Source organism: Streptomyces sp. NPDC104096, assembly GCF_055584385.1.
In genome coordinates this window covers 14,952-37,908 of sequence record NZ_JBVJMD010000038.1, presented here as the reverse complement: position 1 = coordinate 37,908, position 22,957 = coordinate 14,952, and the positions used below count along the sequence as shown (strand labels likewise).

Here is a 22,957-nt window from a genome sequence, read left to right as displayed (position 1 = left end):
GCCGGGCTTCGGTCCCGGCAGCGCAAATCAACTGTCCTGCCTACTGCTCGGCCCTGCGGACGATGGCTTGTTCCAGCACGACGGGCCCGGGTTCACGAGGGCCCTGCCACACGAAGCCGGGCCGCTCCACCACTACCCGTGCCGCTGGTCCACCGGGGGCCCGGTGAACCACCGGGTCGTAATCGGTCTCCTCGCCGAGTACGCCGATGTCCAACACCCCGGCCGCTGCCGCGCGCGCCAGTGCCCTCCGATACAGAGCGTTGGCCGGCCCTGCCTCCTCTGCCTCGTGGACCGCCTGGTCCGAGACTTCGGCGAGCACTGCGGCGAGCACGCGCAGCGTGTCGATCCTTGCCTGCCGCAACTGCGCCTGCGACGCCCCTCGTACGGTCTGCCGGGACTGCCGTAGCTCGTCGTCCCGCAGCCGGAGCTGCCGTGTCATCGCCTCGGCCCGCTGAACCGCCTCTTCCTGGCCCCGCTGGGCCGATTCCCACTTGACCTCTGCGGCGTGGGCACGCGCCTCGGCCTCGGCGCGGTGCTTCTCCTCGTCCTCGACACGGAGCCGCAACCGGTTCGCCGCTGCTTCCGCCTCGGCCAGCGCGGCCGACGCGGCCCGACGCTCCCGCTCGTGCTCGGCCCGAGCCACATCGGCGTTGCTCCGTGCCTCGTCCAGCAGGCGGGTCAGGGCCGCGATCTCGGCCTGCGGGTCCCGCTCTGGCTCCTGCTCCGCCTCAGATGCCCCGTGCGAGACGCTTTGTGTCACGTCCTGGGGAGGATCGCTGGCCTCGGTTGCGGCGTCAGAAAGCGCGGTTGTGTCGGCTTCCTCACCTGCGTCGGCAGTAGACACGGCGGCCTGGGCGGCTTCGGCTGCTTCTCGCAGTTCGGCGGGGATGGCCGGATGCTCGGCCACATGCTGGGCCCATTCCAGCACGATTCCGTTCGACTGCTCCCAGATCCGGGGATCCGCCAGCAACGCGTAGGCCCGGGCAGCCATTTCCTCGGCAAAGTCTCGCGACGGAGCGCCATCTTCCTTGGCCCGCTTGGTCAAAGTCCTCCGCAACAGGCCCTTGGCCCTGACCAAGTAGGGGCCCAACCAAGCTTCCTGATTTGGCGCATCCTCCGACTCGGTCTCTACGGACAGCGCTTGTTCGAAACAGTCCATAACGGCACGCAACCCGTTCCGTGCGTGTTCGCCACTCATCAGGCTGGCTGCCTTGTCCGCCGCAGGGCTTGGAATGGGCATCGCAGCCAACGGAACCAGCAACGACACAAGATCGAGGGACGGCGGGATCTCCGCTGCCTTCCTCGCGGCCCGGCTGGGCTCGGTACCGGGGAACGTGATCCGGCCCATTTCGCGCGTTACGTCACCGATGTGCGCAACGGCAAGCAACCGCACGCCTTCGGGCATGCGTTCGGGACGCGGGTCCGCCCACTCCTGCGGCCACTCGGCCACAGGCACGTCGAGTGCATGCGCCGCCAGCCGTTCGTAAGGTGAGAGTTCATGCAGTCCGGCGGACACTACGTCGGACAGTGACTTACGGGTTGTCTCCCGCATCCTGCGCGACTTCTCCGCCAACTCCCGAAGAGCCTCGGACGCTGACAGTTCGCGACGGCGCCTGGCGGGATTACCCCCTTCCCCGACCCATCGCAGGCCCTTCTTCGCGTCCTGTTGGATATGAGGGCTGGCCACGAGCGACTGACGCAGGTCGCTCCACTTGTCGACGAACCCCTGCGTGTTGATCCCCAGGCTCTCGACCTGTTTCCGAAGTGCGGTGACGGTGGTCCGCTCCCCCGTTTCACGGATCAGTTCCGCCAGCACTTTCACAGGGTCGCTCTCGAACTCACCCTGGAGCGCGCTGAGATTGGTGGCGGCCTTGTATCGGATTGTTCCCGGCACGAGAGCCCTCACCGACTCCGGTGCGGGCACAGGCAAATGCTCACTCTCACCCCCCTCCCACTCGATGACGACTTCTGTCTCGTTCAGCGCACGAACGGTACCCACACGACGTACGGCACTGCCGTCGCATTGCTCAACCAAAGATCCGATTTCCACAGCGCGAAACCCTATCGGCCGTCTCCACAGTTCCGGCGGGCGCCAGCCCGTTACTGGCGCTCCTTACGTGTGCTCACCGTCGTAAGCCGCCGTCGTCAGCCCAGCCTGCGGACGCTGTGTGCCCCTCTGCTGGGGGAGGTTCAGGTCCGTCCCCGGTACGGCGAGCTGCTCGACGAGCGTCTCCACAGCCGTCTGCCAGGCGCGTACCTGGGCGTGGCTCGGTCCGAGCTCGTCGTGGTGGTACTTGCAGCCCGTACTGAGTCCGCTCCAGAGGGCGTTGGCACGGTGGGCCAGGACAGGGCCGGCGTAGTGGCGCAGACACAGCAGTTTCGCGCGCATGGTGACCTGACGGAGTCCGGCTTCCTCGGCGGTGAGGACCGCGTCGACGGCGGCTTCAAGGGCGATCCGCAGGGCGTAGGCCGCGCCACGGGCCTGGCCGGCCGGGGTCAGCGGGCCGCCCAGGCCCGCGGTGAGGAGGCTGTCTGCGGTCGCGAGGAGTCTGGCGACGGTGCCGACGCTCGCGCGGTCGGCGGACATCAGGCGTTCACCTCAGACTTGCGGATCCGGTTGGCGAGGTCCTCCACCTTCCTGACGAAGGCGACCGGGTCGTGCGGAAGGAATCCGTCGGGGTGGGCGCCGCGCTGGCACTGGCTGATCAGGGTCGTGCTCTCGCCTCCGTACAGGGCACGCAGGCGGCTTCTGACGTCGTCGTCGGGGTGGACGAGACCGTCGTCGAAGAGGGCGAAGGAGGCGAGCGGGATGAGCCGGTCGGTCTCGTCGATGGCGGCCTGCAGACGCTCGGCGGGCTGTCCGGTGCGGCTCCGACGGATCCAGGCCGCTTCGACGATCGCCTTGGTCAGGGCCTCGCGGCACAGGGACGGCAGGACGTTGCGCAGCGCCGTGTCGGGGCAGCCATCGGTGTGGGCGAGGGCCATGGCGTCGGCGATGGCCTCCTTGACCGGGTCGGTCTCGGGGGTGACGTTCACCTTGGACCTCTCGCCGCGCTCCACCTTCAGCACGGTCACGGGCAGGCCCTGGCTGCGGAAGGCGTGCGGCAGCCGGGTGTCGTGGGTGAAGACGACGACCTGCCGGTCGCGGCCGAGTTCGTCGAGCACCTGGGCCAGGCCGTCGACCTTCGCCGGGTCCATGGACTGCACGGGGTCGTCGACGACGACGAAGCCGAAGGGGCTGTCGGCCGTGGCGGCCCGGGGCAGGAACAAGGAGAGGGCAAGGGAGTGCAGTTCGCCCTGGCTCATGACGCTGAGGGCCGGGGCCTCGGTGTCGTCGACGGTGACGTCCATGATCAGTTTGCGCACGTTGGCCCGCTCGCTGCCGTGCAGGCTGACGGGTTTCAGGTCGACGCTGCTCTGGCGGCGGAGCTTCTCCCAGATCCGCTGCGTGCGGTCGGAGAAGGCGTCGACGCGCAGGTCGCGGATCTCGGTCGTCACCTTCTTGAGCCAGGTGAGGGCGGCGCCAATCTCCGTTCTGCGCGGCTTGGCGGCCTCGGCCTGCCGGGAGAGCTTCGTCCACTCCGCCAGCAGTTCGACGACCGCACGCCAGCGTTCGTCCTTGGCGGCCAGTTCCGCACGCGCCGTCCTGGCCACGACCTCGCACGCGTCCGACAGGGTCACCGCGGCCTTGAACGCGCGCTCGGCGAGTTCGGCGGGGTCGGTGATCCGGCGGCAGTCGCCCCAGGCCCGCCACGGATCGTCGAGCACGGCCGGGACCTCCCGCGGGAGGAGGATCAGGTCGTGCAGGGTCCGCGTCGCGGCCCGCAGGCCGGCCTCCGCCTCGCGCACCGCTTCGGCCTCACGCCGGAGCGCGGCGATCTGCTGCTCGGCGCGCAAGGCCCACTCCCGGTCCAGGACCTGTTCCGTGCCGCAGACCGGGCAGGCCGTGTCGTCGGCATGGCGGTCGCTGTGCCCCAGGGCCGCCTGGAGCAGCTGCGCCCTGCTGTGGGCGTCGGCGGCCGCGGTCCCCTGCAGGTCGTCGACGTCGGCGAGGGCGTACCGCAGTCCGTCGACGGCGGCGCCGACCCGGTCGAGGTCGGGGCCCTCGGCGGCGGCCTCCAGCCGGGCCTCCCGCAGCCGGCCCTCGTCGGCCGTGGGCACACCGGCGATCAGGTTGTCGAGCACGGCGTGGTCGGGGCCGCCCTTCTCCTCCATCGCCAGAAGGGCCTTGAGCGCCCGGTCGTCGTGCCCCACGTCCTCCAGGGCCGCGTGGAGCAGCGGCTTCTTCTCCTTCTCGGCGTTCACGACGGCGTCGAGTTCCTTCTTCGCCGCCGTCAGCCGTCGCGCGGCAGCGTTGAGGTGGTCGAGTCCGAGGATCGCGGCGATGTTGTCGTACATCTCGGACGGCTTGCCATTGATCAGGTTGCCCAGGTCGACGTACGACAGGAACGGCCGGTACGCCCGCGTCACCTCCTCCCAGCCGACCTGCTCCAGCGGGGCGGTGCCGTGTCCCGGCCGTCTGAGCACGGCCTGGGAGTCGGTGAAGGTCTCGCCGGCCCAGGTGCGGGAGAGGGTGCTCGGCGACGGGTCACCCTCGACGGTCACCTTGGCCTCGACGGCGGTCTGTTCGCCGTGGTGCAGGTTGCGCCAGCGGACCGCGCGGTTCGGGTGCTGCGCGGAGCAGTGCGCGTTCGTGCCGGTGAACAGGGTCTCGATGGCCTCGGCGATGCTCGACTTGCCGGAACCGTTGCGGCCGACGACGAGGGTGACTCCCGGCTTCGGCCGCAGATTGAGCCGCGCCTCCGAACCGACGCCACGGAAGCCCTTCACCGTGACCTTCCCCAGGTAGACGGGGCCGGCGGGGGTGTGGGACTCGCGTACGCCCTCGGACTCGCCGAGCGCCTCGCGGATGCGGCTCTTCACCCCGTCGGTGAGCTTCGGATCCCCGGCCAGCCGCGCCTCGACGAGCTGGGGCAGCGGCAGAGCGTTGCTGCGGTGCGTGTGCGTCGCGTCCATGTGGTGCCTCCTGTGGCTTCCGCGCTGACGTGTGGGGGACCGTAGGAGCGAGGCGGGCACTTATGGCTTCACAGAAGCGATAACCCTGGTTATCAAGGAAGTTGGAGCATTTTTCACGCATCGACGAGCGTCGTGTACTCGGCCCAGACCGTCTTGCCCGGGCCGTCCGGGCGCGGGTGCCAGTCCCAGCGGGTCGCGAGGTGCGATACGAGGACCAGTCCGCGGCCGGCCTCCCCCTCACCGGCGACACCGACCGGGGCAGCCGATCCCTGGGCGTGGCGAGGGCGGCGGGGGTGGCGTTCGGTGCGGGTGTCGGTGACCTCGACGCGTACGGTTCGGCCGTCCGGTGCGGCGTGCAGGCGGAGCCGGAAGTCCCGGCCGGGGACATGTCCGTGCCGCACGGCGTTCGCGGTGAGCTCCGCGACGATCAACACGATCGCGTCATGGTGTCCGGTGCCGTACGGAATCCCCCAGGCGTCCAGCCGGACCGCCGCCAGACGACGCGCGAGACGGGCCCCGCGGGGCGTGGACGTGAAGCACATCTCGAAGTCGCGCCCGAGGAGCAGGGGTTCACCGACGGCGCTCCGGGCAGTGGCGGGGCCGGTGGGTTTCTTCGTCATGCATCCAACGGTCCTACCGGTCGCGTAGCGTGACCAGTGGTGACGCTATGACAGACGCGGTTGTACGCGCCCCGCCCGCACGTGTACGCACCGTGCGCCGTTACAGCTTCACCGGCACGGGAGTTGGGTCCAGGAGGCGGTGAGGGCATGGCAGAAAGCAAGGCTGCGGCAGCGGGAGAGCGGACGGTCCCCGGAGCACGTCAGGACGACTCCGACGACGGGGCGGGACGACGCCCCGAGGACGACGGCGCCAAGGGTGTCGTCCTCGCCTTCGGTCAGACCATGAAGACGTTACGGCTGCGCGCGGGGCTGGAACGGGAGGAATTCGGCCGACGGATCGGCTACTCGGCGTCCACGGTCGCGTCGTTCGAGCAGGGGCGGAGGATCCCGTCACCCCGCGCGATCGATCGGGCGGACGAGGTGCTGGGGGCGGGCGGGTTGTTGTGCCTGTGGAAGGAGCAGGTGGAACGGGCGCAGTTCCCGGTGTTCTTCCAGGGGATGGCTGCGTTGGAGAAGGAGTGCCTTGAGCTCCTTATGTACGACACTCATGTCGTCAACGGACTGCTCCAGACTGAGGAGTACATGAGGGCGCTGCTCGCGATGCGACGTCCGCCCCTGGACCTGGAAACCGTCGAGCAGCGAGTGACCTCGCGGTTGGCCCGGCAGGACATCTTGGACCGACGGTCGGCCCCGCTGTTGGGCTTCGTGATGAATGAGGCGGTGCTGCGGCATCGATACGGCGGCAAGGACGTACTGCGAGGGCAGCTGGAGCTCGTCCTCCTCGTCGGTCAGAAGCCAAACGTCGAGATCCAGGTCATGCCGACCGAGTGCGAGGAGAACGCAGGCGTCAACGGCCCGTTCACGGTCGTCACACGCAAGGACGGCAAGAAGTTCGTCTACGCCGAGACGCACACCACCAGTTCTCTAGAGACCGACCCAGAACAAGCAGCTCTCGCCGCCGCCCGCTATGGGATTATCCGGTCACAGGCTCTCAGTCCGCGAGAGTCAACGAAGTTCATCGAAGGGTTACTGGGATCGCTATGAACAACGCTGAGTCCTCGACCGTCGCGTCCGGCCTCGCCTGGTTCAAGAGCAGCTACAGCGGAACCGAGGGCGGTCAGTGTGTGGAGGTCGCACCTGCCAAAGCAGTCGTGCACGTCCGTGACTCCAAGGCCGCTGCCGGACCGGTCGTCACGGTCTCGCGTGAGGCGTGGGCGGGGTTCGTCGGGCTGGCCTCGTCGGAGACGCGCGTCTGACGCTCGCACGGCCATGAAGCCCTGCCGACCGGGGCCTCGGTCGGCAGGGCGCTCAAGGTGAGCGTTGCACCCTTCTCAAGCGTGCCCTACTGGATGCCAAGCCAACTTTCAAACAACATGAGATGTTCACCCACGGCACCCAGCGAGGAAGGGTTGTTCTTGTACCGCTCGGAGAGCGCCACTTCATAGACCTTGTACGCCGGCTTCGCTTCCTTGCCTGCAGCGTCTACGGCCGCAAGCGTCTCGAGTGCCTCCTCAAGATCGCCGTTCTCGGCACTGAACACGAGCCTGGGACAGAGTTCCTCGGTGATGTACTCGCACAACTCCATAAGATGCCGCCCTGCGCGGGTCGCCCGGTCTCGGACGGCGTCCATTCGCGCTTCATGAAGTGCATCTTCGAGGTCGGCCTCGTCACCTTCGTCGCACCAGATCTGCCGTGCAGAAGCCTCCTGTTTCTTGAGTTCCCTCTGGGAGTCACGCAGCAATTCTTCCAGAGTGAGGGTGGGGTGCACGAGCTCTTCGGCTGGCAACTCCGGCAGCGATTCAATTGCTGCCGGATCCGGGAGCGCTGTGCCATCTCGAAGCGCTTGGAGCAAGAGAACCTGACGAAGTATGGGAAGCAAGATCTCGCCGTCAGTGGCTCCGCGGATCTCGTACGTTGAGCATCGCACAGCTGAATAGTCGCAGTCTGCGATGTATCCATCCAGCTCGAACCTCACCTCGGAAACGGTGGAATAAATTCGCCGGATCTCGTCCAGCAGTTCCTCACAAACATCTGAGAGGCGGTCGGCGATCTTGTGTGCCTCTTCCGCCTCACTCACTTGCCGCTCCAGCTTGGCAACAAGGTCGATGAGCTCACTCACGGATCCCCCTGGGATCGAGCAGTTCGTTAGACCATTCCAGTTGTGCAAGATGATGACCACCGCTCACACGCATTCACTTGGCCGGGTTCATCGGACTGACTTCCCCTAAAAGCAATGCGCCCGAGCTTGGTAACCACAAGGGCCCTACCGTCACTCCCTGACGACAGGACCCTTGCATCACTGCTCAGTTGTCCGACAGGCCGTTCTCAGACCACTCATTGGCGAAGTGTTCCATCTGGCGGAGGACCAGGTCGATGGCCTCCTTCTGCTGGTCCGGCGGGTACTTGTTGCGGGCCAGGAGCCGCTTGATCGTGCTGCGCAGGCGGGCGCGGACCGACTCGCGGGCGATCCAGTCCGGCTTGAGCTGGCGGCGGACCTCGGCGACCAGCTCACGGGCGATGCCAGCCAGGACCTCGTCGCCCATGAGCGAGCGGGCCGTGCCGTGGTCGGCGACGGCGTCGTAGAAGGCCAGCTCGCGCCAGTTCAGCGGCGGCTCGAACTTCTCGCCCCGGCGGGCGTCGGCTGCGACCTCCTTGGCCATCTCGACCAGCTTCGCGATGAGTTCGGCGCTGGTGTACTGCTGGCGCATGTAGCGCACCATCAGGTCCTGCAAGCGCTGAGAGAACGTGGCCTGCCGGACGATGTTGTGCCGGGTGACCTCGCGCATCTTCTGCTCGACGAGCCGCCGCAGGGCCTCGGCCGCCAGGTGCGGGGTGTCGCTCTGCTGGAGCTGGGCGACGAGCGCGTCGCTGAGGTGCGTTAGGTCGGCGGTCTCGAGTCCCGCCTCGGCGAACAGATCCGTCACACCGCCGGTCTCCACGACCGATGAGGTCAGCTGGGACAGGTACAGCTCGACGTCGCGGGCCACCGGCAGGCCGCGCGCCTCGCGGTTCATGGCGTCCAGCTTGGCCATGTAGGCGCGGACCTCGACGAAGAACTGGATGTGCCGCTTCCAGGCGGGCCGGTCGGCGAACCGGTCCCCGACGTCCTTCGAGCTGCCGGCCAGCGCCCAGAAGCGCTCCAGACGGTAGGCGTGGTCGCGAAAACGACGGCCCAGGGTCTGGCGCGGATCGTCGAGCTGGTCGGGGTTGTTGCCGGGCGAGAGGGGGTCGAGCAGGTAGTTGGCTGTGCGCAGGGCCGCGTCGACGAACGCCTTGGGGCCGGGCTTGTCGAGCAGGGGCTCCCAGGCGAAGCCGCGCAGGATGCCGGTGAGTACGTCGTATTCGTTGCGCAGTTCGTCCAGTGCGCGCTCGACGTCCTGACCGAGGGTGCGGTCGCGCTGGTCGGCCTCGGTGTACTCGGCGATGGCCTTCTGAAGGTTCTCCGTCAGCGGGGCGTAGCCGACGAGGAGGCCGTCCTCCTTCCCGCGGAAACGCCGGTTGACACGGGCGAGAGCCTGCATCAGGTTGGCGCCTTTGAGCGGCCGGTCCAGGTACATGGTGTGGACCGGCGGGGCGTCGAAGCCGGTCAGCAGCATGCTGTTGACGATGAGCAGTTCCAGCTCGTCGTCGGGGTTCTTGGCCCGGTTGATGACGGCCTTGCGCACACTGTCGCGCAGCGCGTGGGCGAGCAGCTCGGGTGAGTCCTTGCGCGAGTCCGAGGAGAAGACGATCTTCATGACGCCCTTGTCGTGCTCGTCGCTGTGCCACTCGGGCCGCAGCTCGCGCAGGGCGTCGTACACGCGGACGCAGATCTCGCGGGTCGCGCAGACGACCATCGCCTTGCCGGGCGCACCGCCGGCCTCGGAGACACCGACGAACGGCTTCATCCGCTCGCGACGGGCCTCCCAGTGGTCCACCAGGTCGGCGGCGAGGTCCCTTATCCGGGCCGGCGCGCCGTACATGGCGTTCATGGTCGCGACGGCCTGCTCGACGCGGCGGCGCTCGGTGTCGTCGAGGCCGTCGGTGATGCGGTCGGCCTCCTCGTCGATGGTGGTCGGGTCGACATCACGGTCCAGGACGAGCTGGATGACGCGGCTCTCGTGGTAGACCTTCACGGTCGCGCCGTCGTCGGCGGCGCGCTTGAGGTCGTAGACGTCGATGTAGCCGTTGTAGTCGCCCTTGTCGCCGAACACCTCGCGGGTGTTGCGATCGGCCTCCGACATCGGCGTACCGGTGAAGGCGAGCAGCGTGGCGTGCGGGAGCGCGTCGCGCAGGTGGCGGGCGAGGCCGTTGAGGTCGTCGTAGTGGCTGCGGTGCGCCTCGTCGACGATGACGATGATGTTCCGGCGGTCGGAGAGTTTCGGGTGGTCCGTGCCCGACTCCCGCTCCTCCTTCGTCTTGCCGAACTTCTGGAGCGTGGTGAAGAGGATCCCTCCCGTCCTCTTTGCCACGAGCTCCTCTCGGAGTTCGGCGCGGGTGACGACCTGCTTCGGCGTCTCCGGGAGGATCTCGCTCTCCAAAAACGTGGTGTAGAGCTGGTCGTCGAGATCGGTGCGGTCGGTGACGACCACAACCGTGGGGTTCAGCAGCGCCGGGTCCCTCATCACCATGGTGGTGGTGAGGACCATCTCCTCCGACTTGCCTGAGCCCTGCGTGTGCCAGACGACGCCTGCCTTGCCGTCGATCGCCGAGGCGGTACGGACGGCGTCGGCGGCGCGCGTGACCGCGTGGTACTGGTGCGGCTTCGCGATCCGCTTCATCCGCTTCGACGGCACGAAGTTGATGAAGGAATGGACCAGTTGAAGGAAGCGGGGCTGCGTGAACAGGCCGTGGATGGCCAGGTTCTGCCCCGACTCAGCGAACCCGTCCGCCGTCAGCGGGTCGACGCGGGCGCCGAACTCGTCCGTGTTCCAGGGCGCGAAGTGCTCGTACGGGGTGAAGGGCGTGCCGTACTTCGCCGTGATGCCGTCAGACAGCAGCACGATCGCGTTGTAGCGGAACGCGGTCGGGAACTCCTCGACGTAGCGCGCCACTTGGGCGTGGGCCGTCTGGAGGGTGGCGTCCTCGTCGCCGGCACGCTTCAGCTCGATGACGGCGAGGGGCAGGCCGTTGACGTAGAGCACGACGTCGAAGCGGCGGTGCTTCTCGCCGTCGATGACGGTGACCTGGTTCAGGACGCGGTAGGTGTTCGCGTCGGGGTCGGCCAGGTCGAGAAGGCGGATGGTGGGGTTGTGCTCGGCGCCGAAGTTGTCGGTGTAGGTGACCGAGCGTATGCCGGAGGTGAGGAAGCGGTGGGCGGTCCGGTTCTCCTCGTAGGTGTCCTGCGAACCGGGAGTCACGGCAGCGGCCACGGCGTCCCGTACGGCGTCCGGGGGCAGCTCCGGGTTCAGCCGCTCGATCGCCTCGTGCAGGTCCGGGTAGAGGATCAGGTCGTCCCAAGACTTCCGGTGCCCGGACCCGGGCGCGAACTCGTTACCGCCGGCTGGCACCCAGTCCAACTCGGCAAGCTCATCGAGCGCGAGCACCTCCCAGTCGGCCTCGGTGGGACGGCGGTCCGCTCTGTCGTCGACGTGCGTGTTCCCGTCCTGCGGTGCGGTCACGTGGCATCCTCGACAATCTTCTCGGCGTCCATGATGCGGAGACGGCCGGACATGAGCTGGGGAAGGAGGGTGTCGCGGAGGGTGGACAGGGTGCGAATCTCCGCTTGCAGAGACCTGATGTGGGCGAAGGCAGAGGAGGCTTCCCGACCGAAGCTAGCCAAGGCGTCCGCATCAGGCCGGTTCACCTGATAATTTGCAGCATCCGCCGCGCTGACCCGCTGACGCCCGGACGTGCCGACCATGTTACGGATCGCGTGCTCGCGGAATCTGCTGTCCCGGGCCAGGAAGTAGCTGAGTTCGCTGGGCACTCCGGACAGTGAGCGCACGACGATGAACTCGGTCGACCCAAGGCCGACTTCACCATCCTCCATGAAGTCGACGTAGCCTGTTTTGCCATTTTCCAGGCAGGGGGTGATGCGAGCAAGAAGCGTGTCACCGTTCATGAATCTTGGACCGGACTTGGGTGCCCTACGTGTCCAAGCGGGAATACTGAATCGGCCGGTCTGCAGTGCCGCCATATCCACGTAGATGGGCTCATCCAAAGATGGCTTCGCAAGCTTCGGGTTGAAGGCCACAAGGTCTGTAACAGGTACAGCCATTTCAGGGTCCGGCTCATCTGCCAGGCCCAACTCTGCATAGCGGCACAGCAGCAACTGCTCGTACGTGGTCGCAATGCGCTCGTTGACGGCGATCTTGTCATCCAGTGCGCCCAACACCAGGCCAATCCGTCGCTGTTCTTCGACAGCCGGAATCGCCGGAATCCGCAAATCACGCACCTGCGCCACTCGCAAGTGCGCCACCGTAGACCCCGAGGCCTGAGAATGCAGGAGTTCCTGGAGCCTGGGGCTCAGTAGGAAATAGTGAAGGAACCGCGAGTCAGAACGCTGCGGATCGGGTCTAAGCAGCATTGTCCGTTGCCCAAGGCAGAGTCTCATGCCCTCTTCCACACGGCCGACTCTCCCCACAGGAGCCTCGCGAGTCAGAACTACATCGCCAGGTTGCGGCACCGCACGCGCAGTCCACACCTCGAAGGTAGCGGCATTGACCGGTTTGGCTTCCGCCAACCGAATGCGCCCATCGATGATGTTTGGAGTCCCAATTGCGAACCCGGCAACCTCTTCACCCAGCGCGGCTACTGGCGGTGTTCGGTTCTTGCAGTCCACTACCAGGGTACAGAGATCAGCGAGAGTCATCATCGGAGTCCCTCCAGCTGCGCTCGCACCGTCTTCTCGAACTCCGCCGACTTTTCGAACAGCTCGTACAACTCCTCCGTCAGCGTGCTGATCCGCTCAGCAAGAGTCCCCGCGTCCTCTTCCTCCGTCGCCACGGCCCCTACGTACCGCCCCGGCGTCAGCACGTACCCGTGTTCCCGAACCGTCTCCAGATCGGCCGAGTAGCAGAAGCCCGGCTCGTCCTCGTATGTCAGACCAGCCTCGCGGGCCGACGGCGTGCCCCGCCACGCGTGATACGTGTCGGCGATCTTCGCCAAGTCATCCGTCGTAAGGATGCGTTCCGTCCTGTCGACCATCTCGCCCAGCCCCCGGGCATCGATGAACAGGATCTCGCCCCGCCGGTCGTCCAACCGCCTTGCACCCTGAGGGGACTTGTCGCGGGACAGGAACCACAAACACGCCGGGATCTGCGTCGTACGGAACAACTGCGACGGCAGCGCCACCATGCACGCCACCAAGCCGGCCTCCACCAGCGCCGCGCGGATCTCTCCCTCGCCACTCGACTGCGAGCTCATCGACCCGTTCGCCAGCACGATGCCAGCCGTACCCCGCTCCCCCAGCTTCGAGATCATGTGCTGGAGCCAGGCGTAGTTGGCATTGTTGCGCGGCGGGACGCCGTACCTCCAGCGCGGGTCGGTCTCATCCCTCGCCCAGTCCTTGATGTTGAAGGGCGGGTTGGCCATCACGAAGTCGGCCTTGAGGTCCGCATGCTTGTCGTCGGCGAAGGTGTCGCCCCACCGGGAGGCAAGGTTGCCGTCGATGCCGTGGATGGCCAGGTTCATCTTGGCCAGCCGCCAGGTGCGCTCGTTCAGCTCCTGGCCGTAGACCGCGATGTCGGCCTTGTGGCCGCGGCCTCGGTGCGCCTGGATGAATTTGCTCGCCTGCACGAACATGCCGCCCGAGCCGCACGCCGGGTCGTACACCCGACCCTCGTACGGCTCCAGGATCTCGACGATCAGCCGGACGACAGAGCTCGGCGTGTAGAACTCGCCGCCCCGCTTGCCCTCGGCACGGGCGAAGTTACCGAGGAAGTACTCATACACCTCGCCGAGCAGATCCTGGGCCGGCCGCCCCTCGCTGCCGCCGAAGCGCGCGTCACTGATGAGGTCGACGAGTTCGCCGAGCCGCTTCTGGTCGACGCGGTCCTGGTTGAAGATCTTCGGGAGGACGCCGGTGAGAGAGGCGTTCTCCCGCATGATGGCGTCCATCGCCTCGTCGAGGAGCTTGCCGACGCCCTGGGCCTTGGCGTTGGCAGCGATCCAGGACCAGCGGGCGGTCTCCGGGACCCAGAAGACGTGAGCCCCGGTGTATTCGTCGCGGTCCTCCAGGAATTCGCCGATCTGATCCTCGGAGATGCCGTCCTTGGCGAGCTCCTTGGCCAGCTCCTGCCTGCGCTCCTCGAAGGCGTCCGAGACGTACTTCAGGAAGATCAGACCGAGCACGAACTCCTTGTACTGGGCGGCGTCGATGGAGCCGCGCAGCTTGTCGGCCGCCTTCCAGAGGATGTCCTGGATCTCTTTGGCCGTGGAGGCTGTGAACAGCTCCGCCTGGTCGGCGGGCTTCTTCTGGCGTGGTGGCATCGGGTGGACCGTCTCCTTCAGTGGGCGTCGATATCAGCGGTGGCGTGCGGGAGGTGCTGGATGGTGAGCGTGCCGTCGGCCATGCCGGCCGCCATCACGCGGGTCAGGTCGTCGAGGGCTGCGGTCTGCTGCCGCAACAGCTCCGCCCTGTCCTCGATCTCGGCGAGTACGGCCTCGTAGAGGTCGGCCTCGGCGCGGCTCAGGTCGGGGACGACGAAGTCCTCGATACGCCGGGACGCGCGCACGGCACCGCTGGTGCGGGCGTGCTCGGCGGCAGCGGCACGCAGTAACGAGGCCAGCACCCGGGGCCGTACGGGCGGATCGGCGTCCGGGTGCACCCGCAGGACGCGGGCCGGGGCCGCGACCAGAGAGAGGCCCTCGGTGTCGACGTACACGCCGAAGTGCGGGTGGGCGGTGACGACGAGGTCGCCGGGCTCGGTGAACTGGGCGTGTCCGTAAGCCGTGAGGAAGATACCTCGGTCCATGCGGCGGCTACCGATTCGGGCGGTGCCGAGGATCTCCTCGGGGGTGAGGACCGTGTAGTGGCCGTCGCGGGTGAGGTGTTCGGGGGCGAAGCGGTGACCGGGGCGGCGGCGCAGACGGTGGGAGCGCAGGAGGCAGGCGACGGACGTACGGCGTACCGGCTGGCTCTCGGGGCGCAATTCCGCCTGGGCGTGCAGCCGGAGTTCGCCCGTGCGCGAGCGCTCCTGAAGCTCGCTCAGGCGGCGTTCCAGGTCGGAGATGACCGCCGGGCGTTCGACGACCGTGCGCGTGTGGCGGGACGCGAGCGTGCGGTGCTGAGGAGTGAACGCGGCGCCGGGGCGGTCGTCGAGGACGGTGCCGCGGACGATGGTGGCGTGGCGGGGTTCGTGGCGCGCGTCGAGGGTCCAGCCAGAGGTGCGCCAGATGGCTATGTCCTCGGCGAGGGTGTCGAGGACGGGCTCGGTCAGCGGCTGGGCGGAGTAATCGGCGAGGAGGACGAGGCCGGTGCGCTCGTCCGCGGGGACGCGGGCGAGGAGCCAGACCGCCGTACGGTAGCCGGGGCGGAAGGCGTACGCGCCGTCGGGCAGACTGATCGCGGCCTTCAGGAGGCCCGGTTCGAGGAAGGAGCGGCGCAGACGGTCGGCGTCGCCGTGCCGGGCGAGCGGGCCGGTGAGGACGTCGGCGGGGCCGAGGACGACCGCGGTGGAGCCGGTGTCGAGGTAGTCGGTCAGAGCGGCGACCCGGTCCAGGACGGCCTTGGGGTCGCGGGTCTCGGCGGCCTCGTACGGAAGGGCGCAGACGAGCAGGTCCGGGTCGCCCCACTCGTCGACAGACAGGTCGTCGCCGTCGACCACATCGAGCCGGAACTCGTACACCCCGCGCACCAGCATCCGCCGACGGACCAGGCGTACCCGGGCCGGGTCGGGGTCGGCGGCCAGGTAGGTGTGGCCGGAGTCCTCGGCGGCCCGGTCGTGCAGGGCGGCCGGGAAGTCGCCGGCGCGGGCGTACGGGACGGCGATCACCGAGCCGTCGTGGAGGGTGCCGGCGCCGGACAGGGCGGCGAGGGCGCGGACCACGGCCGGGCTGGGCTCGTCGGCGGTCAGGTCGCGGGAGCCGAGCCGGTGGCGGGCCTGGAGGATCCAGTCGAAGGCCTCGGCGGGGTTGTAGGCGGCGTCGATCAGTTCGTCGGCGAGTGCGGCGAGCGCCGGGCCGGTGCGGTCCGGGTCGGGCAGGGCGCGCAGTTCGGAGACGAGGAAGCGGTCCTCGGGGTCGAGGTCGGCGGCCTGCTCCAGGACCGTTTCCCAGGGGCGGCCGTCGGCAACGGGGGCGTCGAGCTGCTGGTGCAGGCAGACCAGCGAAGTCAGCGCACTGATCAGGACGGGCGCGGGCAGCGACGGGGTGCGCCAGGCGGCCAGGGTGTGCAGGGCGAGTTCGGCACGGAGCCGACGGGCCTCGGTGTTGCCGCGGCCGGTCGAGGCGAGCCAGTCGACGACGGCACGGGCGTCGAACAGCGGACGGCCGTCCTCGTGGGCGACTGGTGAGGGAAAGTCAGGGTGACGGCGGGCCCAGGTGGTGGGAACCGGGCGCTTGACCTGGGCGAGGGCGGCGATCTCGGCGTACGTGATCCGCCAGGCCGACGTTTCGGGCAGGATGACGGAGGGCGTCTTCGCGGCCGTGTGCGTCGTCATCGGACGTGATTCCCCCTCTTCCCTCGGGCCGTCGGAGCCGGCGTCGCCGCCTTCGTGGTGCGCGGTCCGCCCCCTTCGGCGGGGCGGACGTCAGCAATCTATCGCTCTCGCGGACGGTCGAGCACAGCCCAGCTGATAATAGGGGTTATCAGCGATGTATGAGTGCGTAACCCGGAGCGGCAGGCACCTTGTGGTGGCCAAGTGACACGACGCCACCGGAGGTCCCCGCGATGAGCCACACGCCCTCGATGCCGCCCGCCAGCCCGCAGTTCCCCGGCCCCGGCGGTGTACCGGGTGGGGGCGCCGCGCCGGTCTTCCCGCCGGCCGATGGCGGGCAGCCCTTCCCGGGACAGCCGACGGGTCCGAAGCCGTCGCGGCGCAAGGCCTGGCTCACCCACGGCGCGACCGCGTTCGTCGCGCTCATGGTCGGCGTCGGCATCGGCGGCGAGGACTCCGGCGGTACGGGCGGCTCCGCCGCTCCTGCCCCGGCGGTCACCGTCACCAGAACCGCGGCCGCTCCCGCCGGCGGTGAGCCCGAGCCGGCCGTGACCGTCACCGAGAAGGTCAAGGTCACGCCCAAGCCGGCCAAGAAGCCGGGGGCAGCCACCACCGTGGAGGGCGACGGCCAGTACCTCGTCGGCGAGGACATGCAGGCCGGCACCTACAAGACCGCCGGCCCCGACAAGAGCGGTCTCATCGACAACTGTTACTGGGCCCGCACCAAGGATGCCTCCGGGGAGTTCGAGGCGATCATCGCCAACGACAACCCCCAGGGCCAGGGGCGCGTGACGGTCAAGAAGGGCGAGTACTTCGAGACCAACGGCTGCCAGGAGTGGACCAAGGTCGGCTGACCAGCTGCCGTACACGCCGCCGCGCTCGTGGGGGGACGCGGCGGACCCGGGGTGGTCGGCCCGGCCGAGACCGGGCCGGCCGCTCCGTCCCCTCCCCCGTTCCTCTCTCCGCCACCCGCCCGACGTGAACAGGAGGGTCCGCCGATGGGCCGTCGTTCTCCGCTCGCCCACGCACCCCGCCCCGCTCTCCGGAGCCCTCGACAAGTGCACTTCGACGACGCGGTCAAGGCCGTCGGCCGGACGCCGATCGTGCTCGCCACGGACGCCTCCGTCACCGCCGACAAGGTGGGCACCGGCTACCTCGCCACCACCGGCGAGACCGGACTGCGCGCCCACGTCTACCCGCGGTACCTCACCACGCCCCGCGTCCGCGTGGTCGTCAGCGAACTCCGGGCCGTGTACTGGGGGTTGCGGCGGATCTTCGCGGCGCACCCCGGGCGGCCCGTCGAGGTGCGCGTCGACAACCTCGACGCCCTGGCCCTCCTGCACGCGTGGCAGAACGGCGGCGACCGGATGCCGGACGGCTACGAGACCCGGCTGCGCTTGCAGGGCCGCCGCCCCAGCCTCGTCAAGCTGCAGATGTACGCGGAGTACACGCCCGGCCTGACCTTCGTCCACGAGAAGGCCCACGTCGGCAACCCGCTCAACGAGGCCGCCGACTCCCTGGCCAAGCTCGGCCTGCGCTCCCTGCACGGCAGGGTTCCGGCGACCGAGATCCCCCGGCTGGTCCCGCTCTGGGCGAGCGGAGCGCTGGCCGAGTACCGGCGGGACCGAAGCCGGGGCTGAGCCCCGTCTCGCCTCGCCACGCCCTTCTCCCGTCACACCTCCCTGCCTTCTCGCCCCGAGAGGAAGTTCCGCGATGTCCGTCCCCGAACAGCAGTCGCACACCCCTCCCCCGGCCACGGTCCCCGAGACCGCCTGGACGGCGGCCGAGGAGCTGGCCCCCGCGTCCGCCGAGCCGGTGCCCGCCCTGCCCGACCACCCGCCCACCGCGTCCACCCCGCCCGCTCCGTCCGCTTCCCGCTGGTCGCGGCTGTCGCGCGGCGCCGTCCTCGCGATCGGCACCGGCCTCGGGGCCGCCGTGGTGGGAGCCTGCTGGGCGGGAGTGTCTCTGACCGACGGCGCGGAGGAGACGTTCGGCACCGACGGGACGCTCACCGTCAGCGGGATCGGCCTGGGTCTCGACTCCGGCGCTCTGTGTTCCGGGACGGACGGCTACTCCGACATCGACTTCGGCACCCAGGTCAGCATCACCGACGCCGCCGGCACCCTCGTCGCCAAGGGCGATCTGGGCTTCGGCCGGAAGACCGAGCTGGGCTGCGAGTTCCCGTTCACGGTCGACGACATCACGCCGGGGTCGAAGTTCTACACGGTCGAGGTCTCCCACCGCGGCGGACTCACCAAGACCGAGGACGAACTGCGCGCGGGCGGCCTCGCGTTCACCCTCGGCGACTGAACGGCCAAACGGCTCGGGGCAACTGCTCAGTTCCTTCCCGGCGTATCCCCGTTTCTTTCGGAACTTTTTACTGAACGATCTACCCCACCCTCGTGTCGGCCGGTAGAGCACCGTGGCCCTGACGATCACAGTCAAAAAGGGAGAACCTCGATGAGCACGTACGCCGGTCCACCCGTCGACGGCGCGCCCCCGATGAGCACCTACGAGAGGCAGGTATGGGACACGCTCAACGAGCACTGGCAGCGCCGCAACAACCGCCGCGGCCTGCCGAACCGGGCGAGAACCGCGCTCGGTCGCACTGGTGAGGTCGCGGGAAACGCCGCGAGACGGGTCAAGGACGCCGTGCCGGAGGTGGTCGTGGAACCGATCCGTCGCACAGGCGCCGCGGTCGCCGAAACGGCCGTGCGACCGGCGCTCGCACGCGCGGCAGCGCTGCTTGAGTTGGTCAACGACTCGGCCCTGGAATTCAACGACCCGAAGAACGTGGAGAAGCTCGCCCGCAAGCGAGGCTTCGACATCGACAGTTTCACCGAACTGCGACAGCAGGACCTCAAGGTCTGCGACCGGCTGCTGACCCGCAACACCCTCACGTGGCGGGCTGTCGGCGTCATCGAAGGCGGCGCCATGGGCATGCTGGCTACGATCCCCATCGTCGGCACCCTCACCGCGATGACAGCGGACATCCTCGCCGTCCAGGTCATGAGCATGTCGATAGCGGCACGCATCACGTACTCCCACGGTTACGACGCCAAGGACCCCAAGGAGCAGGACTTCATTCAACGCCTGGTACAGCGGTCCTTCATGGAACAGGCGACCAAGGTCAAGCCGATGTGTCACACCGTACGGGCGGCGGACGCGGTCAAGGGACGCGTGAACTGGTCGCAGAAGCTCCGCAACGACCACCGTCTCCTGGCCGCCCTGGAGAAGCTGATGCAACAGCTGGGCCCGGCCGGCTCCAGGGTGCCGGTCACAAACGTCGCCAAGGCCGTGCCGTTCGTGGGTGTCTTCATCGGTGCCAGCGTGAACGGTGCGGTCCTCGGCAGGGTGGCCACCGACGCCCAGCGGTACTGCCAGACCCGCTTCTTGTGCGACAAGTACGGGCTGCCGCTGCCGACTGCACTGGCGACCGGCTGGGACGACGACCTCCAGACCGAGGCCACGTAAGCGGTAGCCGGTGTCCACGATGCAGCCTCTGCGGTTCCCCATCGGGAATTCCAAGCTCCTTGCAGAGCTCTGCGACGTTCGATATCGAGCTGCCGAGTGAATCGTCCCGGCTCGGACGGAAGCTCCGGACTGTCGCAAGAATTGGGCGGAGTCGAGTTGCAAAAATGGCCCTGCCCCGGGTAGATACCCAGGTCAGGGCCATGAAGGCAGACGAGTCGGGCTGTACGCCGGGTTCTGTCACCCGGTCGCCTCGCGGCGGCCGGGGAGACGGCCATCCATCTAGGGCCGGCGTTGCCGCCGGCCTCGTGCGGTCTACCCGCGGACTCGGGCGGGCAGCCCTCGAACGTCCGCGCAGAAGCACCGGGGTGCTTCCTTTTGACCTTGCTCCGGGTGGGGTTTACCTAGCTGCCCAGGTCGCCCTGGGCACTGGTGGTCTCTTACACCACCGTTTCACCCTTACCGGGGACCGAGGTCCCCGGCGGTCTGTTCTCTGTGGCACTGTCCCGCGGGTCACCCCGGGTGGCCGTTAGCCATCACCCTGCCCTGTGGAGCCCGGACGTTCCTCGGGAAGCCCCTAAGGGGACTCCACGCGGCCGTCCGCCCGGCTCGTCTGCCGTGTGGACCATGCTACCGGGCGCCGGTCCCTCTTCGGTCCCGCCGCCGTCGCCAGCACCGAGCCCGCCAGGATCAGCAGGAAGGCGGCCAGGACCCCGGCCGTGAGGCGCTCGTCCAGGAAGGCCGCGCCCGCCGCCACCGCGACCGCCGGGTTCACGTAGGTGATGACCGTCGACCGGGTCGGGCCGACCTCCTTGATGAGTTCCAGGAAGGCGACGAAGGCCACGGCCGTGCAGATCACGCCCAGGCCCGCCAGAGCGGCCAGGACCTCGGCCGAGGGCATCGCGGCGGGCCGGCCGGCCACGGCGGCGGGGGCGTAGACCAGGGCGGTCAGGGTCAGGCAGGGGGTGATGAGCTGGAGGGTGGGGATGTCCTTCAGGCGACGGGCGGCTATCAGGGGGGCGGTGGCGTAGCCGATCACGGTGAGCAGCACCTCGGCGAGGGAACGGGCGTCGCCGCCCGTCAGGTGCGGGACGGTGAGGACGCCGACGCCGGCCAGACCGAGGACGAGACCCGCGATCCGGCGTACGCCCAGGACCTCCGCGTCGCCGAAGAAGCGGGCCGCGAGGACGCCGACGATCGGGACGCCCGCGATCAGCAGTCCTGCGGTGGAGCTCGACAGATGCCGTTCGGCGTCCGTCAGCGTGAACCAGGGACCCATGATCTCGATGCACGCGAAGGCCAGCATGGGTGCCCAGTGCGCCCGGACGGTGCGGATCAGACCGCCCTGCCGGATCGCGAAGGGCAGCAGGAGCAGCGCGCCGAGCGCACAGCGGGCGAACACCACCGTGGCGGGGGACAGGTCCTCCACCGCCACCTTGATCAACAGATAGGGGATACCCCAGACCACTCCCATCAGGGAGAACAGAAACCAGCCGCGTGCAGTCATACGGCGAGTGTCGGCCCGGTCAGCGCCGGCTGTCTTGAACGCTGTTGCGGTACGCCGCCGGGGTGACCCCCAGCACCCGGCGGAACCACCGGGTGAGGTGCGCCTGGTCGGCGAAGCCCACGAGCGGGGCGACCTCGGCCGGGCGCAGCCCGGACTCCAGCAGGCCGCGGGCGCGGGCCACCCGGTACTGGGCGAGCCAGGCGTACGGCGGCACCCCCGTCGCCGTACGGAAGGCCCGCAGCAGCTGGTAGCGGGACAGGCCCAGGCCGGCGGCGAGGTCGGCCAGGGAGGGCGGGGCGAGGAGTTCGTCGGCGAGCCGGTCCCGCACGATGTGCGCGACCCGGTCGGCGCCGGGGACCGTGTCGTCGGCCGCGCGGGCCGTGGAGTGGCGCCGGGCCAGGGCGGTGAGCAGCCAGGGCAGCCGGGACTCGGTCTCCAGCGGGTCGGGGCAGGTGCTGAGCTCGGTGTGGGCCAGGCGCAGGGCCGCGGCCAGTTCGGGGTCGTCGAGGACGGGGTCGCGGAAGTGCGGCAGGCCGGTGCCGAGGACGCCGTCGGTGAGCAGGGACGGCAGCGCGTACAGGGCCCGGTAGGCGTAGCCGTCGGTGCTGTTGGCGGGCCCGCCGGTGTGCATCTCGCCCGGGGCCAGGACGACGATGGCGCCCGGTCCGTTGCGGATGTGGCCGCCGCGGTAGTCGATGATCTCGGAGCCTCCGACGCAGACGCCGACGGTGAACTCCTCGTGCGCGTGCGGGGCGTAGACGTGCTTGTCGAAGGAGGCGGTCAGGAGATCCAGGGGTGGCCCGCAGCGGCCCAGCCGCGTCCGTGTCCACAGCGCTTCCTCGGCCACCCGGCGCCCCCTTCTTCCGTCCCGCGGCACCCCCATGGCTGCCCGTACCCGTCCCCTGGCGATCCCTCGGCCGCCCTGCGGATGGTGCAACGTCCGCGCGTGGCGGATCCATGCCGCTGCGGGGGCGCGGTTTCGGGGAGGACGGTTTCGGAGCGGTCGCCGGGGTGCGGCTCCGGTGCGCCGGGCGCGGCACGTCGGTGCGGCGCGCCCGGTGTCAGCCGCTCCGGAGGCCCGCGACCGCCCGCTCCAGCGCGTCGAAGGCGGCGTCCACCCGGGCCCGGTGGTCGTCGGCGAGGTCGGCCGCGCGCTCGCCCGCGAGCAGTCGGGTCGCGGAGGTGAGGTAGACCGTCCGGTAGGCGGCGACGGTCAGGGCCGCGACGAGGCGGGGGTCGGCCAGGTCCGGGGCGGTCTCGGCCAGCGCCGCCGCCAGCGCCTGCTCCACCTCCTCCACGCCCTCCCGGGCCCGGGCGCGCAGCGCGGGCGAGTCCACGACGATCCGCCAGAAGCCGGGGAACCGGTCGCCGACGGCGGACAGCGGGTGGTGTCGGTCGAGGAGCGCCAGCACCAGGCGGCGCAGCGCGGCAAGGGGGCTCTCGCCGGGGCCGCGTCGCCGTACGGCCTCGGTGAACAGCTCGACGGCCTCGGGGATGCGGTCGAGGAAGAGGTCCTCCTTGCGCGGGAAGTGGTTGAAGACGGTCATGGCGGAGACGTCGGCGGCGCGGGCGATCTCGGCGACGGTCACCTGGTCGAAGCCGCGCTCCACGAAGAGCGCGGTGGCGAGGTCCGAGATCCGCTGCCGGGTGGCCCGCTTCTTGCGCTCGCGCAGGGACGGCGCGGTCCCGCCGCGCGCGCCCTCGTTCTCTTCCGTCGGCTCGGGCTCAGTCGTCACACGAAGAGTGTAGCGAATACAAAGTTT

At 69.1% G+C, this 22,957-nt stretch carries 17 protein-coding genes, 1 other RNA gene and 1 pseudogene; 6 read left to right on the top strand and 13 right to left on the bottom strand.

Features of this window, described 5'->3' with window-relative positions:
- Nucleotides 1-40 precede the first annotated feature (40 nt).
- From ACZ60B_RS29885 to ACZ60B_RS29870, 4 genes are all read right to left on the bottom strand, one after another.
- On the bottom strand, nucleotides 41-2,050 hold the full coding sequence (locus ACZ60B_RS29885; RefSeq protein WP_469392334.1) for a hypothetical protein: 2,010 nt from the start codon (nucleotides 2,048-2,050) through the stop codon (nucleotides 41-43).
- A gap of 63 nt (nucleotides 2,051-2,113) precedes the next feature.
- Nucleotides 2,114-2,587, bottom strand: a complete 474-nt coding sequence (locus ACZ60B_RS29880) for a hypothetical protein (protein ID WP_469392332.1) — start codon at nucleotides 2,585-2,587, stop codon at nucleotides 2,114-2,116.
- Nucleotides 2,587-5,016 carry an AAA family ATPase gene (locus ACZ60B_RS29875; protein ID WP_469392330.1) on the bottom strand — a complete coding sequence of 810 codons (2,430 nt, stop codon included), beginning with the start codon at nucleotides 5,014-5,016 and terminating at the stop codon, nucleotides 2,587-2,589. The genes ACZ60B_RS29880 and ACZ60B_RS29875 overlap by 1 nt, the downstream gene beginning before the upstream one ends.
- A 113-nt stretch (nucleotides 5,017-5,129) precedes the next feature.
- Entirely contained in the window at nucleotides 5,130-5,636 is a 507-nt protein-coding gene (locus ACZ60B_RS29870; protein WP_469392328.1) for an ATP-binding protein, read from the bottom strand.
- 147 nt (nucleotides 5,637-5,783) lie between these two features.
- On the opposite strand from ACZ60B_RS29870, the gene ACZ60B_RS29865 reads away from it, so the two are divergent.
- Together ACZ60B_RS29865 and ACZ60B_RS29860 are read left to right on the top strand one after the other, a co-directional pair.
- Nucleotides 5,784-6,680, top strand: coding sequence for a helix-turn-helix domain-containing protein (locus ACZ60B_RS29865; protein WP_469392326.1), 897 nt, complete (start codon nucleotides 5,784-5,786; stop codon nucleotides 6,678-6,680).
- Nucleotides 6,677-6,892, top strand: a complete 216-nt coding sequence (locus tag ACZ60B_RS29860; protein WP_469392323.1) for a DUF397 domain-containing protein — start codon at nucleotides 6,677-6,679, stop codon at nucleotides 6,890-6,892. The genes ACZ60B_RS29865 and ACZ60B_RS29860 overlap by 4 nt, the downstream gene beginning before the upstream one ends.
- 86 nt (nucleotides 6,893-6,978) lie before the next feature.
- Here the strand turns inward: ACZ60B_RS29860 and ACZ60B_RS29855 are convergent, their stop codons facing one another.
- From ACZ60B_RS29855 to ACZ60B_RS29835, 5 genes are all read right to left on the bottom strand, one after another.
- Nucleotides 6,979-7,755 carry a hypothetical protein gene (locus tag ACZ60B_RS29855; protein ID WP_469392321.1) on the bottom strand — a complete coding sequence of 259 codons (777 nt, stop codon included), beginning with the start codon at nucleotides 7,753-7,755 and terminating at the stop codon, nucleotides 6,979-6,981.
- Between the two features lie 184 nt (nucleotides 7,756-7,939).
- Nucleotides 7,940-11,236 (bottom strand): type I restriction endonuclease subunit R, encoded by a 3,297-nt coding sequence (locus ACZ60B_RS29850; RefSeq protein ID WP_469392319.1) that lies wholly within the window; start codon nucleotides 11,234-11,236, stop codon nucleotides 7,940-7,942.
- A complete protein-coding gene (locus ACZ60B_RS29845) occupies nucleotides 11,233-12,429 on the bottom strand; it encodes a restriction endonuclease subunit S (RefSeq protein WP_469392420.1) in 1,197 nt (398 codons plus the stop codon). Before ACZ60B_RS29845 ends, ACZ60B_RS29850 begins: the two co-directional genes overlap by 4 nt.
- Nucleotides 12,429-14,048 carry a class I SAM-dependent DNA methyltransferase gene (locus ACZ60B_RS29840; RefSeq protein WP_469392317.1) on the bottom strand — a complete coding sequence of 540 codons (1,620 nt, stop codon included), beginning with the start codon at nucleotides 14,046-14,048 and terminating at the stop codon, nucleotides 12,429-12,431. Before ACZ60B_RS29840 ends, ACZ60B_RS29845 begins: the two co-directional genes overlap by 1 nt.
- Nucleotides 14,049-14,065: 17 nt before the next feature.
- Nucleotides 14,066-16,219 carry a hypothetical protein gene (locus tag ACZ60B_RS29835; RefSeq protein WP_469392315.1) on the bottom strand — a complete coding sequence of 718 codons (2,154 nt, stop codon included), beginning with the start codon at nucleotides 16,217-16,219 and terminating at the stop codon, nucleotides 14,066-14,068.
- 230 nt (nucleotides 16,220-16,449) lie between these two features.
- On the opposite strand from ACZ60B_RS29835, the gene ACZ60B_RS29830 reads away from it, so the two are divergent.
- The 4 genes from ACZ60B_RS29830 (at nucleotide 16,450) to ACZ60B_RS29815 (ending at nucleotide 19,690) form a co-directional block, all read left to right on the top strand.
- On the top strand, nucleotides 16,450-17,070 hold the full coding sequence (locus ACZ60B_RS29830) for a hypothetical protein (RefSeq protein ID WP_469392313.1): 621 nt from the start codon (nucleotides 16,450-16,452) through the stop codon (nucleotides 17,068-17,070).
- A 204-nt stretch (nucleotides 17,071-17,274) separates the two neighbouring features.
- Nucleotides 17,275-17,856, top strand: a complete 582-nt coding sequence (locus ACZ60B_RS29825) for a ribonuclease H family protein (RefSeq protein WP_469392311.1) — start codon at nucleotides 17,275-17,277, stop codon at nucleotides 17,854-17,856.
- A gap of 73 nt (nucleotides 17,857-17,929) precedes the next feature.
- Complete coding sequence (locus ACZ60B_RS29820) at nucleotides 17,930-18,526, top strand: hypothetical protein (RefSeq protein ID WP_469392309.1); 597 nt, start codon at nucleotides 17,930-17,932, stop codon at nucleotides 18,524-18,526.
- Nucleotides 18,527-18,676: 150 nt separating this feature from the next.
- On the top strand, nucleotides 18,677-19,690 hold the full coding sequence (locus ACZ60B_RS29815; RefSeq protein ID WP_469392306.1) for an EcsC family protein: 1,014 nt from the start codon (nucleotides 18,677-18,679) through the stop codon (nucleotides 19,688-19,690).
- Nucleotides 19,691-19,897: 207 nt separating this feature from the next.
- Here the strand turns inward: ACZ60B_RS29815 and rnpB are convergent.
- From rnpB to ACZ60B_RS29795, 4 genes and pseudogenes are all read right to left on the bottom strand, one after another.
- An RNA gene (gene rnpB / locus ACZ60B_RS29810) (RNase P RNA component class A) lies at nucleotides 19,898-20,299 on the bottom strand.
- 67 nt (nucleotides 20,300-20,366) lie between these two features.
- Nucleotides 20,367-21,194 (bottom strand): annotated as a pseudogene (locus ACZ60B_RS29805) (DMT family transporter); the annotation flags it as partial.
- Nucleotides 21,195-21,213: 19 nt separating this feature from the next.
- Entirely contained in the window at nucleotides 21,214-22,077 is an 864-nt protein-coding gene (locus ACZ60B_RS29800) for a helix-turn-helix domain-containing protein (RefSeq protein ID WP_469392304.1), read from the bottom strand.
- 178 nt (nucleotides 22,078-22,255) lie between these two features.
- Nucleotides 22,256-22,930: a TetR/AcrR family transcriptional regulator gene (locus ACZ60B_RS29795; protein ID WP_469392302.1), complete on the bottom strand. Its 675-nt coding sequence runs from the start codon at nucleotides 22,928-22,930 to the stop codon at nucleotides 22,256-22,258.
- Between the last annotated feature and the right edge of the window lie 27 nt (nucleotides 22,931-22,957).

Excerpts from the sequence above, each read along its gene's own strand:
- ACZ60B_RS29880 (WP_469392332.1), bottom strand. The coding sequence starts at position 2,587 with ATGTCCGCCGACCGCGCGAGCGTCGGCACCGTCGCCAGACTCCTCGCG.
- ACZ60B_RS29875 (WP_469392330.1), bottom strand. The coding sequence starts at position 5,016 with ATGGACGCGACGCACACGCACCGCAGCAACGCTCTGCCGCTGCCCCAG.
- ACZ60B_RS29870 (WP_469392328.1), bottom strand. The coding sequence starts at position 5,636 with ATGACGAAGAAACCCACCGGCCCCGCCACTGCCCGGAGCGCCGTCGGT.
- ACZ60B_RS29865 (WP_469392326.1), top strand. The coding sequence starts at position 5,784 with ATGGCAGAAAGCAAGGCTGCGGCAGCGGGAGAGCGGACGGTCCCCGGA.
- ACZ60B_RS29860 (WP_469392323.1), top strand. The coding sequence starts at position 6,677 with ATGAACAACGCTGAGTCCTCGACCGTCGCGTCCGGCCTCGCCTGGTTC.
- ACZ60B_RS29845 (WP_469392420.1), bottom strand. The coding sequence starts at position 12,429 with ATGACTCTCGCTGATCTCTGTACCCTGGTAGTGGACTGCAAGAACCGA.
- ACZ60B_RS29840 (WP_469392317.1), bottom strand. The coding sequence starts at position 14,048 with ATGCCACCACGCCAGAAGAAGCCCGCCGACCAGGCGGAGCTGTTCACA.
- ACZ60B_RS29835 (WP_469392315.1), bottom strand. The coding sequence starts at position 16,219 with ATGACGACGCACACGGCCGCGAAGACGCCCTCCGTCATCCTGCCCGAA.
- ACZ60B_RS29830 (WP_469392313.1), top strand. The coding sequence starts at position 16,450 with ATGAGCCACACGCCCTCGATGCCGCCCGCCAGCCCGCAGTTCCCCGGC.
- ACZ60B_RS29820 (WP_469392309.1), top strand. The coding sequence starts at position 17,930 with ATGTCCGTCCCCGAACAGCAGTCGCACACCCCTCCCCCGGCCACGGTC.
- ACZ60B_RS29815 (WP_469392306.1), top strand. The coding sequence starts at position 18,677 with ATGAGCACGTACGCCGGTCCACCCGTCGACGGCGCGCCCCCGATGAGC.
- ACZ60B_RS29800 (WP_469392304.1), bottom strand. The coding sequence starts at position 22,077 with ATGGGGGTGCCGCGGGACGGAAGAAGGGGGCGCCGGGTGGCCGAGGAA.